Annotated in this window: 12 protein-coding genes; 9 read left to right on the forward strand and 3 right to left on the reverse strand. The window is 71.9% G+C overall.

Annotated features, from left to right (window positions below; all coding sequences use genetic code 11):
• The first annotated feature begins 100 nt into the window (after positions 1–100).
• The 5 genes from WMF45_RS37990 to WMF45_RS38010 all read left to right on the forward strand — a co-directional run bounded on the left by WMF45_RS37990 (position 101) and on the right by WMF45_RS38010 (position 6,644).
• Positions 101–1,168 (forward strand): ABC transporter ATP-binding protein, encoded by a 1,068-nt coding sequence (locus WMF45_RS37990; RefSeq protein ID WP_437710801.1) that lies wholly within the window; start codon positions 101–103, stop codon positions 1,166–1,168.
• The gene (locus tag WMF45_RS37995; RefSeq protein WP_437710803.1) at positions 1,165–1,971 is read left to right on the forward strand and encodes an ABC transporter permease; all 807 of its coding nucleotides are present in this window, start codon (positions 1,165–1,167) and stop codon (positions 1,969–1,971) included. The genes WMF45_RS37990 and WMF45_RS37995 overlap by 4 nt, the downstream gene beginning before the upstream one ends.
• A 5-nt stretch (positions 1,972–1,976) precedes the next feature.
• Complete coding sequence (locus WMF45_RS38000) at positions 1,977–2,762, forward strand: ABC transporter permease (RefSeq protein ID WP_437710805.1); 786 nt, start codon at positions 1,977–1,979, stop codon at positions 2,760–2,762.
• A gap of 114 nt (positions 2,763–2,876) precedes the next feature.
• Positions 2,877–4,784, forward strand: coding sequence for a PAS domain-containing protein (locus tag WMF45_RS38005; RefSeq protein ID WP_437710807.1), 1,908 nt, complete (start codon positions 2,877–2,879; stop codon positions 4,782–4,784).
• A 219-nt stretch (positions 4,785–5,003) separates the two neighbouring features.
• Positions 5,004–6,644, forward strand: a complete 1,641-nt coding sequence (locus WMF45_RS38010; RefSeq protein ID WP_437710809.1) for a delta-60 repeat domain-containing protein — start codon at positions 5,004–5,006, stop codon at positions 6,642–6,644.
• 50 nt (positions 6,645–6,694) lie between these two features.
• Here WMF45_RS38010 and WMF45_RS38015 read toward each other — a convergent pair whose 3' ends face one another.
• Together WMF45_RS38015 and WMF45_RS38020 are read right to left on the reverse strand one after the other, a co-directional pair.
• A complete protein-coding gene (locus WMF45_RS38015; protein WP_437710811.1) occupies positions 6,695–7,525 on the reverse strand; it encodes an EI24 domain-containing protein in 831 nt (276 codons plus the stop codon).
• Positions 7,526–7,697: 172 nt separating this feature from the next.
• The gene (locus WMF45_RS38020; protein ID WP_437544764.1) at positions 7,698–8,663 is read right to left on the reverse strand and encodes a hydrogen peroxide-inducible genes activator; all 966 of its coding nucleotides are present in this window, start codon (positions 8,661–8,663) and stop codon (positions 7,698–7,700) included.
• A gap of 133 nt (positions 8,664–8,796) precedes the next feature.
• Here WMF45_RS38020 and ahpC point away from each other — a divergent pair, with 133 nt between their 5' ends.
• Positions 8,797–9,360 (forward strand): alkyl hydroperoxide reductase subunit C, encoded by a 564-nt coding sequence (gene ahpC / locus WMF45_RS38025; RefSeq protein WP_437710813.1) that lies wholly within the window; start codon positions 8,797–8,799, stop codon positions 9,358–9,360.
• Between the two features lie 95 nt (positions 9,361–9,455).
• Positions 9,456–11,018, forward strand: coding sequence for an alkyl hydroperoxide reductase subunit F (ahpF, locus tag WMF45_RS38030; protein ID WP_437710815.1), 1,563 nt, complete (start codon positions 9,456–9,458; stop codon positions 11,016–11,018).
• Positions 11,019–11,059: 41 nt separating this feature from the next.
• On the opposite strand, the gene WMF45_RS38035 is transcribed toward ahpF, so the two are convergent.
• Entirely contained in the window at positions 11,060–11,962 is a 903-nt protein-coding gene (locus WMF45_RS38035; protein ID WP_437710817.1) for a LysR family transcriptional regulator, read from the reverse strand.
• A 147-nt stretch (positions 11,963–12,109) separates the two neighbouring features.
• Between WMF45_RS38035 and WMF45_RS38040 the strand changes: the two genes are divergently transcribed.
• Positions 12,110–12,733, forward strand: a complete 624-nt coding sequence (locus tag WMF45_RS38040; protein WP_437710819.1) for a glutathione S-transferase family protein — start codon at positions 12,110–12,112, stop codon at positions 12,731–12,733.
• Positions 12,730–13,728, forward strand: coding sequence for a flavin-nucleotide-binding protein (locus WMF45_RS38045; RefSeq protein WP_437710821.1), 999 nt, complete (start codon positions 12,730–12,732; stop codon positions 13,726–13,728). Before WMF45_RS38040 ends, WMF45_RS38045 begins: the two co-directional genes overlap by 4 nt.
• Positions 13,729–13,790: the final 62 nt, after the last annotated feature.

The following is a 13,790-nucleotide window of genomic DNA, read 5'->3' on the forward strand; positions in this document are numbered from 1 at the left end:
GCCGTTGCCCCCCGCGTCACGAGATTAGCCCACGGGATCGGCCGGTCGAGCGCCGACCGTCGCGGGAGCTCCAGCACGGAGGTGCTAGTCTCCGCCGCCCATGGCAGAGGCGTCGAGCTCCATCGTGGTGGAGTCGCTCTCGAAGACGTACCAGGTCCACGAGCGCGCCGCCGGCTTCTCGGCCACCGTGCGCTCGCTCTTCCGGCGCCGCACCAAGGTCGTCCACGCCGTCGAGGACCTCTCGTTCTCGATCGCGCCCGGCGAGCGGGTCGGCTTCCTCGGCCCGAACGGCGCCGGGAAGACGACGACGCTGAAGGTGCTCTCCGGGCTCCTCCACCCGTCGGGCGGCAAGGTCGAGGTCGCCGGCTTCGTCCCGCGGCACCGTGAGCCCGATTTCCTCAAGCGGATCACCCTCGTGATGGGGCAAAAGCAGCAGCTGCTCTGGGACCTCCCGCCCGCCGAGACCTTCGCGGTGAACCGGGCGATCTATGGGATCGGCGACGCGGATTTCAAGGAGACCCTCGGTGAGCTGGAAGACCTCCTCGGCATCGCCGAGATCGCGACGAAGCCGACGCGGCAGCTCTCGCTCGGCGAGCGCATGAAATGCGAGCTGGCGGCTGCCCTGCTGCACCGGCCGGAGATCCTGTTCCTCGACGAGCCGACGATCGGGCTCGACGTGGCGATGCAGCTCGGCGTCCGCGAGTTCATCCGCCGCTACAACGAGCGGCGGCGGGCGACGATCGTGCTCACGTCCCATTACATGGACGACGTGGCGGCGCTCTGTCCGCGGGTCATCGTCATCGACAAGGGCAGGCTGCGCTACGACGGCGACCTCGCGGCGCTCGTCCGCAGCATGCGGCCCCACAAGCGGATCACGCTGCACTTCAAGACCCCGGTCGACCAGGCGCTCCTCGAGCGGGTGGGCGCCGTCCTCTCGCTCGATCCGAGCCACGCGGTGCTGCAGGTGCCGCAGGCGGAGCTGCGCGAGGCCATGTCCTGGCTGCTCGGCCACACCGACATCTCGGATCTCACGGTCGAGGACCCTCCCCTGGAGGAGGTGATGCGCGAGCTCTTTTCGGGCGTGGAGCCCTCGGCGACGCCGGAAGGCGAGCCGGAAGGCGCGCCGGAGGGCGAGGCCGCGGGCTCGACGGGCGGGGCCGCGTCGTGAGCGGGCTCGCTCGGGCCGCCCGGGCGTTCCCGACGCTGCTCCGCGTCGGGATCGCGGCCGCGCTCGCGTACCGGGCCGAGATGCTGATCTGGATGCTCACGACGACGATGCCGCTCGTGAGCCTCGCGCTCTGGTCGGCGGTGGCCGCGAGCGCGCCGGTCGGCCGCTTCGGGGCGCGCGACTTCTCCGCGTACTTCCTGGCCATCCTCATCGTCCGGCAGCTGACCGGCTCGTGGCTCGTCTGGGAGATGAACATGGACATCAAGAGCGGCGCCCTCTCGCAGCGCCTGCTCCGGCCGATCCACCCGCTCTTCTCGTACGCCGCCGAGAACCTCGCCGCGCTGCCGCTCCGGGCGGCGCTCTGCCTGCCCATCGCGGTCATCGCGCTCGTCGCGACGTCGGGCGAGCGGTTCCAGCCGACGGCGTTCGAGCTCGGGCTCTGGGTCGTCTCCCTCGCCGGCGCCTGGGCGATCAACTTCTTCACCATGGCGCTGATCGGCTCGCTGGCGTTCGTGATCGACAGCTCGACCGCGGTGTTCGACGTCTACCTCGCGGCCTTCATGGTCTTCGCCGGCTACCTCGTCCCGATCGAGCTGTTCCCCTCGTGGCTCGCCGATCTCGCGCGGGTCCTGCCGTTCCGGTACAGCCTGGCGTTCCCTGTCGAGCTCATCACCGGCCTGCTCGACCCGGGCCGCGCGCTCACCGAGCTCGCTGTGCAGTGGGCCTTCGCCGTCGCGTCCGCCGCCGCCGCGCTCGTCGCGTGGCGCGCGGGGGTCCGACGGTTCTCGGCGTTCGGCGGGTGAGCGGCGTGCGTTACCTCCGGTTGCTCGCGACGCAGCTGCGCGTGTCGATCGCGCTCGGGATGCAGTACCGGTGGGATTTCCTGCTCGGCGCGGTGATGACCGTCGTGTGGACGGTGGTCGGGCTGGTCCCGCTCCACATCGCGCTCGCGGCCCGGCCGCCGGTGCAGGGCTGGACGTACGAGCGGGCGCTCGTGGTCGTCGGGTGGTTCACGCTGCTCAAGGGCATCCTCGAGGGGGCCGTGAACCCGTCGCTCATCAGCGTTGTCGACCAGATCCGGAAGGGCACGCTCGACTTCACGCTGCTCAAGCCGGCCGACGCGCAGTTCCTCGTCTCCACGGCCCGGTTCGAGATCCGCAAGGTCGTGGACGCAGCGGCCGCGGTGGCGATCTTCGCCTACGCCTTCGCCCAGATGGGGCGCGCCCCCGCGCCTGCCCACGTCGCGCTCGCGCTCTGCCTGCTCGTGACGGCGACGCTGGTGCTCTACTCCATGTGCATCCTGGTCATCTCCGCCGCGTTCTGGGTCGTGCGCCTCGACAACCTGGCCTACCTCTTCAACTCCATCTTCGATTTCGCGCGCTGGCCGGTCACGATCTTCAGCGGCTTCTGGCGCGTCGTCTTCACCGTGATCGTCCCGCTCGGGCTGATGACCACGTACCCGGCGGAGGCGATGCTCGGCACCATCGCGCCGCGCACGGCCGCCGCCGCGGCGCTCGGCGCGCTCACCTTCGGCGCCGTCGCGCGCGGCGTGTGGAAGCGGGCGATAGGCCGGTATACATCGGCGTCGAGCTGAGCCTCGCGAGGGCTTCCGGCGAGCAGCGCGGTGCGTTAACGTCACACGATTGCCCTCCGGGCGCGAGGAGGGCTAACGGACACCGGGGGAGAGCGGGATCGGGAAGGAGACGCGGTGAAGGACGGAGGGCTGACGCTCGAGGAGTTGGGTCGGAGCATCGTCGATCTCGCGATGACCGAGGACGTGATTCGCCGCCAGGTGATCGCCCTCCTCCCGGTCGGGCGCCGCGCGGAGCGGGAGCTCGAGGTCCTCGGCAGGCCGTCGCGGCTCACGATGGACTTCGAGGTCGGCGAACCGGCGGCGACGCGGAGCATGAGCGGCGCGTTCGACGTCGCGATCCAGCACGCGGTGACGGTGCGGATCGACGCGGAAGGAGAGGCGAAGGAGCACCGGCTCGACGCGACCCTCGCGCTGCGCATCACGCCGAGGCCCTGCGCGCCGCTCGGGATCTTCCTGGACATCGCGGAGCTGCCGGCGGAGTCGGTGAGGTTCGCCGAGTCGCGGGCCTCCGCGAAGGACTACCTGCGCGGCCGGATCGAGGAGGAGGTGCGGCGGGAGCTGCTCCGCCTCGTGCGCGCGCGGGTCGCGGAGAGCCGCGCGGAGCGCACGCTCGACCTGGAGGAGCCGCTCGTCCGCGCGCTCGGGGACGCCTCCTGGGCGGAGCAGGAGGAGGTGGAGGAGCCGGACGGGCGGGACGCGCCGCCGCCGAGCCGGGTGCGCGGGGCCGGCGGCCCGGCGAGCGGGGCTGGGCTGCTGGACGCGCCGCTCAGCGACCTGGACGCGCAGCTCCGGTTCTTCGGGAACGCGATGCCCCTCCAGGTGTGGACCGCGCGCCCGGACGGCCAGCTGAACTTCGTGAACCGGGCGGTCCTCGACTATTTCGACCGCACGGAGGAGCAGATGATCGGCGAGGGCTGGCTCGCGGTGCTGCACCCGGACGATGTCCCGAAGACGGTGGCGGCGTGGACCCGGAGCCTCACGACGGGCGAGCCGTACAACACGGAGTTCCGCCTGCGGCGGGCGAGCGATCAGACGTACCGGGAGCACATGGTCAGCGCGCTGCCGCAGCGCGACGCGGCGGGGAACATCTTCCGGTGGATCGGCGGCACCACCGACGTGGCCGAGCTGCGCCGCGCCGAGGCCGCCCTCCGGAGGAGCGAGGCGCGCTACCGGCTCTTCGCGGAGGCGTCGAACGAGGGCGTCTGGTTCTGGAACATCCGCGAGGACACGGTGGAGTGGAGCGATCGCATGCTCCAGATGCTCGGCGTCCGCCGCGAGGCGTGGGGCGGGACGTTCGCGAGCTTCTTCGAGCGCGTGCACCCCGACGACCAGAGGGCGGTGCAGGCCGCGCTGCGGGCGCACCTCGAGGAGCGGCGGCCGTTCGAGGTGGAGTACCGGATGCGGCGCGAGGACGGCGAGTACCGCGACGTGTTCGCCCGCGGCATGGCCGAGTGGGACGACAAGGGCGTGCCGTTCCAGATGGCGGGCGGCGCGACGGACATCACCGAGAAGAAGCGCCAGCAGGCCGTGCTGAACGAGCGGCTCGCGATCATCGAGCAGCAGCAGGAGGCGATCCGGGCGCTGTCGACGCCGATCATCGAGGTCTGGAGGGGGGTGCTGACGATGCCGGTGCTCGGCGTCCTCGACGAGGAGCGCGCCCAGCAGATGATGGAGGTGCTGCTCGAGGCCGTGGCGCGGACCCGCTGCCGTCACGCGATCATCGATCTGACCGGGGTGAGCGCCGTGGACGCGGCCACGGCCGATCACGTGCTGAGGCTCATCGACGCCGTGGCGCTGCTCGGGGCGCAGGGCATCGTCGTCGGCATCCGGCCCGAGGTGGCGCAGACGGTGGTGTCGCTGGGGCTCGATCTGTCGAACATCAAGACGCTCTCGAACCTCCGGGAGGCGCTGCTCTTCGCGATGCAGTCGAGCGGGGTGTCGGTCAAGCGGCGGCGCAAGCGCAGGGCGCGCCGCGAGCGCGCGGACGACGCCGAGGGGACGCGCGCCCCGCGCGACGGGTGATCGGCGCCGACGGCGCGAGCGCGCCTGCGGTGCTGCAGTGCCGCGCGCCGGGCAAGCGCCGGCCGGCGCGCCCTAGCAGCGGTTGACGTCGCGAGGGGGGGTGCGACGATGGTGGCGATGCGTCCTCGCCCGCGGCTCGCCGCCTTACTCCCGCTTCTGTGCGTGCCCTCGCTCCCGCTCGCTCTCGCGGGCTGCCAGCAGGTTCTGGGCATTCATGACGTGAGCGACGATCGCGACACGGTCAGGCCCGACGGCCAGACGCCTCAAGGGAGCGGGGGCGCCCCCTCCGGGGTTGGCGGCGGCGGCGATGCCGGCGGCGATGCCGGCGGCGGCGGTCACGGCCCTGACGTCATGGATCTCGGGCTCGTCGTCCTGACGCCCAACGTCACGGTGCCTCTCGGGGGGAAGAACCTCGTCGAGATCGAGATACGCCGGACCGGCGGCTTCGACGGCGAGGTGACGGTGGCGGCGGTGAGCCCTCCTGCGGGCCTCGTCGTCAAAACCATCACGATCGCCGCCAAGGAGACGAAGGCCGAGATCGTGGTAGGCGCCGAGGCGCCGCTCGCCCTGGGCAACACGATCTCCTTCTCCCTGAAGGCGACCTCCGGCGCCCTGGAGAGCACCGCCGCCGTGACGAACGCGCTCGTGACCGGCCGCCCGGGCTCCCTGGACGCGACGTTCGGCGTGGCGACCGGCATCGCGCCGGTGCGCTTCGGGAACGACGACGGCGGCTATTTCACCGATATCGAGGTGGTCGGCGAGCGGATCGTCGCGACGGGCTGGGGCATCGGCGGCCTCGGCGGCTCGTCGATGAAGATCGCGCGCCTGACCAGCGCCGGCGCGCTGGATCCCGACTTCGCCGGCGGCGCCTTGCTGTCGACGAGGATCGGGAGCAGCTCGGGCGCCGAGGCCCAGTCGTTCGCGGTGGGGCACCAGGTGGACGGCAAGATCATCGCGATGGGCTGGCACGAGACCCCGGAGCCGCGTGACATCGCGCTCTGGCGCGTCGGGGCGAACGGCGCGACCACCGACCCGGAGTTCGGCAACAACGGCAAGGCGCTGGTCGATACGGGCGGCGAAGAGACGGTCGTGGACGGGCTCGTCCTGGCCAACGACAAGATCCTCGTCGCTGGCGCCCGCGACGCGCGCATGATGGTGGCGCGCATCTCCTCGAATGGGAGGCTCGACACCGCCTTCGCCGCGCCGAACGGCTTCTGGGCGCTCGATCGCGGCTCCACCGCGAAGGCCGTGGTCGTCGACCGCGAGGGCCGGATCCTGGTCGTGGGCGAGGTGGACGCGGGGGGCCAGTCCGACGGCATCCTCGCCCGCTTCCTCGCCGACGGGCAGCCCGACACCACCTTCGGGACCGGCGGCCAGCAGGTCTTCGGTGCGTCCGGGAGCAGCGAGCGCACGGCGGCGGTCGCCGTCCTCGACGACGGCCGCATCCTCGTGGGCGGCAGCGCGGGCAAGGACGGGAGCGCCGACTTCGAGGTCCGCCGCTTCCTCGAAGACGGCGCCGCCGACCCGAGCTTTGGCGCGTCGGGCGTCGTCGCGCTCCCGATCACCGACGGCGACGACGTGGCGGAGGACGCCATCGTGCTCCCCGACGGCCGGATCCTGGTCGTGGGCAATGCGACCGGCGGCGCCGCGCCTGGGCCGGTGCTCGCGCGCTACCTGCGCGACGGCAGGCTCGATCCCAACTTCGGAGTCGACGGGGTGCTCTCGCTGTATGTCGGCGACTCCGGCGGCATCCAGCGGGCCGCGGTCTACCCGGGCCAGAAGGTCGTGATCTGCGGCCAGAATCAGGGGGGTGTGCCAGGTCCAGGGACGTACGGAATCGTGGCGCGCCTCTGGATGTAGCGCTCATCCGCGCCGCGTCAGGGTCCGAGCGGCGGTCGCCCTTCCCGAGCTCAGCGCGGCGCTCGCGTCGTGGCCTCCCACCGCTCCAGCGTGACGACGAGCCGGGCCGCCCCGAGGACGCCGGCCGGGAGCACGAGGAGCAGCGCGCAAGGCAGGAACGAGAGCAGCGCGAGGCCGAAGCCGAAGCCCATCACCGCGGCGAGGTTCCGGCGCACGAAATCGATCCGCTCTGCCACGGGCACGCCGCGGATCGACAGCGGGCAGTCGCAGAGGTCCCAGGCCCCCCCGAGCGCCGTCACCGCGAGCTGGAGCGGGACGACGACGACGCTCGCCGGCGCGAAGAGGAGGCCCACGACGCCGAGGACGATGAGGATCGGGAGCGTGAAGGCGAGCGCCACGAGCGACGACTGCAGCGCGCGCCACATGTCCGCGAAGAAGCCGACCTCCGGCCACGGGGGCGCCCCGAGATCGGCCTCGGCCCTGCGCACCATCCGCTCCAGCGCGGTCCCCGAGAGCGGCTTCGCGAGCCCGAACGAGAGGACGAGGGCGGCCACGAGCACCACCGCGAGCGAGAGGATCTGCAGCACGGCCATGAGCACGGTCCAGGGCCACCCCGTCCCTGGCTCCCTCACGATCAGCTCGACGAGCGAAGGCGCGAGCTTCACGCCGACGAGGGAGAGCACGACCATGAGCACAAGCGCGATGCCCGTGGGGACGAGCGCGAGCGGCCAGAGGTCCGGCGTGCGAAAGAGGTAACCGTAGCCGCCCAGCATGGCCTTGAGGCCCGCGCCGAAGCCGGGGCGTTCGAGCGGCACGAGCCCCGCGGTCTGGCGCTGCGCGGGCGCCGTGAGAGAGCCGCGGGGAGCATCGGGGGGGATCATCCGGCCACGAACGTCCCAGCGGCCGTGCATCCGGTCAACACCTTCCGCGCGCCGGCATCCGCCGCTGGACGAGCTCCCGCCGGCTGCGCGGTGAACGCGGCCCCTTGGCTCCCGCCGGCAGTGCGGTGAACGCGGCCCCTTCGATGCGCCGACGACCTCCGAGCCTGCCTCGTCAGCCCTCGGGGGGCAGCGGATCGAGCACGCTCCCGCCCGGGGGCGAGGGCCCGAGCGCGCGGCCGAGGTGCTCGCGGATCGCGGCCGCGAGCGACTCGGTGACGCGCCTGCGCAGCTGAGTCCGCGACGTGACGAGCCCGATCTCCCGGAGCGGGATCGGCCGGGCGAGGGGCCGCACGCGGGCGCGGCGCTTCTCGGCGGGCAACCCTTGCGCCACCAGCGCGGGCAGCACCGTCGCTCCGAGCCCGGTGTCGACAAGGCCGATCAACGTCTCGAAGCTGCCGCTCTCGAGCTGAACGCCGCGCGGGGGCCTCGCCTGACCGCTCCTGCAATACGAGAGCACCTGGCTCCGGAAGCAGTGCCCCTCCGGGAGCACCCACAGCTCGCGATCGCTGAGGTTCGCCTGCGTGACCGTCTTGCGGTCGAGCAGCGGGTCGCCCTCGGGGAGATAGGCGACCATCGCCTCGTGTCCGAGGGGCGTCTCGCTCAGCCCCGGGGCGTGGAGCGGCGTCGCGGCGAGCCCCGCATCGAGGGTGTCGGCGGCCAGCCGCTCGATGATCTCCTCGGTCTTCAGCTCCTCGATGAACAGCTCGACGCGCGGGTGTGCCTTCACGAAGGGATCGAGGAACAGGGGCAGCACGGTGGGAGCGAGGGTCGGGATGATCCCTAGCCGGTAGCGCCCCGCCGGAGCGTCGTCGCCGGCGACGATCTGACCGAGCCGCTCCGTCTCCCGGAGGATCTCGCGCATCTGAGCGATGGCGCGCGCACCCTCCTCGGTCACAAGGACGGGCTTCTTGCTGCGGTCGAACAGCACGGTGCCCAGGAGCTCCTCGAGCTTCTGGACCTGCATGCTGAGCCCGGACTGCGAGACGTGGCAGCGCTCGGCCGCGGTGCGGAAGCTGCGGGTCTGCTCCACCGCCACGGCGTAGCGGAGCTGCGTGAGCGTCACCTGCTCGAGGTCCATGGCCGGAGAAGTATCATAAAAAGTGAACGATTCATAAAATCGTTCGATTGGCACCGCGGGCGCAGAACGACCACGTTGCCTCTCGCCGGCGCGGAGGCACGAGACGCCCCCGCCCCGAAACGAGGAAAAGAGAATGTCGCTCATCAACACCCGCATCAAACCGTTCAAGGCCACCGCGTTCCACCAGGGGAAGTTCGTGGACGTCTCGCACGAGTCGGTCCTCGGCAAGTGGTCGCTCTTCGTGTTCTACCCGGCGGACTTCACCTTCGTGTGCCCGACCGAGCTCGAGGACCTCGCGGACCTCCACGGCGAGTTCAAGAAGCTGGGCGTCGAGATCTACGGCGTCTCCACCGACACGCACTTCGCGCACAAGGCGTGGCACGACACGTCCGCGGCGATCAAGAAGGTCAACTACCCGCTCGTCGGCGATCCGACCGCCACCCTCTCGCGCAACTTCGGCGTGCTCATCGAGGAGGAGGGCCTCGCGCTCCGCGGCTCGTTCCTCGTGAACCCCGACGGCGTCATCAAGGTCTACGAGATCCACGACCTCGGCATCGGCCGCAGCGCGGCGGAGATGCTCCGCAAGGTCAAGGCGGCCCAGTACGTCGCCACGCACCCGGGCGAGGTCTGCCCGGCGAAGTGGGACGAGGGCGCGAAGACCCTCAAGCCGTCGCTCGATCTCGTCGGCAAGATCTGAGGTGCTCGGGCGTCGCCGCGCGTGCCGCGGCGACGCCCGTCATCTCTCGTCACGCGCCTCGTGACCCGCTCGTACTCGCCGGAAGGAAGGCAGCCATGCTCGAAGACTCCATCAAGACCCAGCTCCGCGACGTCCTCGGACGGCTGACCCGTCCCGTCGCGGTCACCGCCTTCGTCGACGACTCGCAGGGGTCGGAGGAGATGCGCGCGCTCCTGCGCGACGTCGCGAGCGCCTCGTCCCTCATCGAGCTCCACGAGCGGCGCGAGGGCGAAGGGCGCACGCCGTCGTTCGGCATCCACTCCCCCGGCGAGGAGCCGCGCGTCATCTTCGCGGGGCTCCCGCTCGGTCACGAGCTCACCTCGCTGATCCTCGCGCTCCTGCACGTCGGCGGCCATCCGCCGCGGGTGAGCGCGGAGGCGCTCGAGCAGATCGCGCGGATCGACGGCGAGCTCCGGTTCGAGACCTACTTCTCTCAGTCGTGCCAGAACTGCCCCGACGTCGTGCAGGCGCTGAACCTGATGGCGGCCAGGAACCCGAGGGTCCGCCACGTCGCCGTCGACGGCGCCCTCTTCCAGGGCGAGGTCGAGCAGCGGAAGATCATGGCCGTGCCGACCGTCTTTCTGAACGGCGAGCCCTTCGGCCAGGGTCGGATGGAGATCGAGCAGATCCTCGCCAAGCTCGACGACGGCTCCGCCGTGAAGAAGCGCGCCGAGGCGCTCGACCAGCGCAAGCCGTTCGACATGCTCATCGTCGGCGGCGGGCCCGCCGGCGCTTCGGCGGCCATCTACGCGGCGCGCAAGGGCCTCGACACCGGCCTCGTCGCCGAGCGCTTCGGCGGGCAGGTGATGGACACCCTCGCCATCGAGAACCTCATCTCGGTCGTGGAGACCGACGGGCCCAAGCTCGCGGCGGCGCTCGAGCAACACGTGCGCGCGTACCCCGTCGAGCTCCTCAAGCACGAGCGCGTCGCGTCGATCACCCCCGGCTCACCGTTCGAGCTGCGCCTGGCGAGCGGCGCCACGCTCCGCGCGAAGACCGTCGTCCTGGCGACGGGCGCCCGGTGGCGCGACATGAACGTCCCCGGCGAGGCCGAGTACCGGACCAAGGGCGTGACGTACTGCCCGCACTGCGACGGACCGCTGTTCAAGGGCAAGCGGGTGGCCGTCATCGGCGGCGGCAACTCCGGCGTCGAGGCGGCGATCGATCTCGCGGGCGTGGTCGGCCACGTCACCCTGCTCGAGCTCGCCCCCGCGCTCCGCGCCGACGCGGTCCTCGTTCGCAAGCTCAGGAGCATGCCCAACGTCGAGATCATCACGCGCGCGCGCACGACCGAGGTGGTGGGCGACGGGCAGAAGGTCGTCGGGCTCCGCTGGGAGCACACAGAGACGAAGGAGCAGCGCCAGCTCGAGATCGCGGGCGTGTTCGTGCAGATCGGCCTCCTCCCCAACACCGGGTTCATCAGGGGGACGGTGGAGCTCAACGGCGTCGGCGAGGTCGTCGTCAACGACCGCGGGCAGACGTCGGTGCCCGGCCTCTTCGCCGCCGGCGACATGACGACAACGCCGTTCAAGCAGATCGTCGTCGCCCTCGGCGACGGCGCGAAGGCCGCCCTCGGGGCCTTCGAGCACCTCATCCGCGCCACCGCGCCGGCGGACTGAGCGCCCTCCGGCCGAGGTTCGACGCGCGAACCCGCCTGCGATCACGAGCTCAGCCACGCCTCGGACCGGAGCCGATCGACAAGGAAATCCACGAACGCGCGCACCCTGACCGCCGCCCGCCGGCCCTCCGGGTGGACGACATGGATGGGGACCGGCGGGGGCTCGTGCGCAGCGAGCACGATCGAGAGGCGCCCGGCGCGCAGCTCCGGGTCGATCTGATACGAGAGCACCCGCGCGAGCCCTCGCCCGGCCACGGCCGCTGCAATGGCGACGTCGGCCGTATTGGCGAGGAGCTGCGATGACGGAAAGACCCTCTCGACCCGCGAGCCCGACCCGAACGACCATTCCACCGGGGAGCCTGTCGAAGAGAAAGCCATGGTGTCGTGACGCGCCAGATCGGCAGGCGCCTCGGGCTCGCCCCGCGCGGCGAGGTACTCCGCCGAAGCGCAGACCACCCACCGCACCGAGCCGACACGGATCGCGCTGAGCGACGAGTCCGGCAGATGGGCAATCCGGACGGCGACATCGAGCCCCTCATCGATGATGTCGACAATGCGGTCGACGAGCAGCGTCCACGCCGACACGCGCGGATGGAGAGCCAGGAAATCGAAGAGGGCGGGCGCGACGAACATCCGCCCGAACAGGACCGGCGCCGTGACGCCGATCTGCCCCCGGAGCGCGGCGTGGGACCCGGCCGCCGACGCCTCGGCCTCCTCGATCTCGCCGAGGATCCGCTTGCAGTCCGCGAGGTACCGGGCGCCCGCCTCGGTCAGGCGGACGACGCGCGTTGTGCGGTGCAGGAGCCGCGTGCCGATGCGCTCCTCGAGCGCAGAGATGGCCCGGGTCACCGCCGGCGGCGACATGGACAGCCGCCGCGCCGCCGGCGCGAAGCCCTCCTCCTCGGCGACGGCGACGAACACACGCATGGAGTCGAGGCGGTCCATCGGATTATTCCAGTTTCCGGAATGGTCCCTTGTCAAGGACGAGCATTACCCTTGGCCACGGGAATGAGCATCCTGGATCGGCGAGCGCGGGAGCCCCACGCGGCTGTGCCGCTCCCCGCTCACATCCGCAGCCGAAAGGACACCTCGATGACCCTCCCTGCCAGCCCCATCCGCCTCTACCGCCATCCGCTCTCTGGACACGCGCACCGCGTGGAGCTGTTCCTGTCGCTGCTGAGGCTGCCGTTCGAGAGGGTCGACGTCGACCTGAAGGGCGGCGCTCAGAAGACGCCCGAGTTCCTGGGCAAGAACGCGTTCGGTCAGGTGCCCGTGATCGAGGACGGCGACGTGACGCTGGCCGACAGCAACGCGATCCTCGTGTACCTGGCCGCGCGGTACGACCCGTCGGGGCGCTGGCTCCCGCGCGATCCGGTGGCGGCGGCGCACGTGCAGCGGTGGCTCTCCGTGGCCGCCGGGCAGCTCGCGGCGGGGCCCGCGGCGGCGCGCATCGCGAGCGTGTTCGGCCGCAAGCTGGATGTCGAGCAGGCCAAGGGGATCGCCGCCCAGCTCTTCACGGTGATCGATCAGCACCTCGCGAACCAGCGGTTCCTGGCCGGCGACGGGCCGACCCTCGCGGACATCGCGATCTACACCTACACGGCGCACGCGCCGGAGGGCGGCGTGTCGCTCGAGCCGTACGCGAACCTGCGCGCGTGGCTCGCCCGCGTGGAGGGGCTGCCCGGCTTCGTGCCGATGAAGAAGGCATTCTCGTGACCTCCCTGCCCGGGTGGACCAGGGAGGGCTCGCCCTATCACCCGGGCGAGATGGCCGTACAGGCGCGGGCCGGGGCGCGCGAGCGCGCCGAGAAGGCCGGGCGCCGGATCATCCGGGACTTCATGCCCGACCAGCACCGCGAGCTGTTCGCGCAGCTGCCGTTCCTGCTCGTCGGGGCCCTCGACGCAGAGCGAAGGCCGTGGGCCTCGATCGTCGTGGGGCCGCCGGGGTTCATCTCGTCCCCGGATCCGCGGACGCTCGCGGTGAACGCTCGCCCGGGAGCCGGCGATCCGCTCGGCCCGCACCTCGTGGCCGGCGCGCCCGTCGGCCTCCTCGGCATCCAGCTGGAGAGCCGCCGCCGAAACCGGATGAACGGGACGATCACCGCGGCCGACGAGCGAGGCTTCGTTGTCGAGGTCGGGCAGAGCTTCGGGAACTGCCCGCAGTACATCCAGGCGCGAGCGCCGGAGCCCGTGAGGGCGCCGGAGGCGGCCGCGCCCCCGGCGCAGGCGGAAGGGCGGGCGCTGTCCGCCGGCGCGGCGGCGCTCATCCGCCGCGCGGACACGTTCTTCATCGCGACCGCGGCGCCGGCCGCGCGGGGAGGCGACGCGATCGAGGGCGCCGACGTGTCCCATCGGGGCGGCAAGCCGGGCTTCGTGCGCGTGACCGAGGAGGACGGCCACACCGTCCTGACCTCGCCGGATTTCACCGGGAATTTCGCGTTCAACACGCTCGGCAACCTGGCGCTCTGCCCGCGCGCCGGGGTGCTCTTCGTCGACTTCGCCTCCGGCGGGGTGCTGTCGCTGACCGGCGAGGCCGAGGTGCTCTGGGACGGGCCGGAGCTCTCGGCCTTCGCCGGCGCCCAGCGGCTCCTGCGGTTCCACGTGGCCGAGGGCACCTGGCGGGAGGACGCGCTGCCGCTGCGCTGGTCGGCGCCGGTGCCCGCGCCGCAGCTCGCGGCGACCGGCTCGTGGGAGGACGCGGCGCGCAGGTGACGCCGCGGCCCGCGGGGCCCGTCCAGGGGAGTTTTGCCCCATCGGGGCGATCCGGGGCGGGC

It is taken from the genome of Sorangium sp. So ce448, from assembly GCF_051520915.1.
In the GTDB taxonomy this organism is placed as follows: domain Bacteria; phylum Myxococcota_A; class Polyangia; order Polyangiales; family Polyangiaceae; genus Sorangium; species Sorangium cellulosum_B.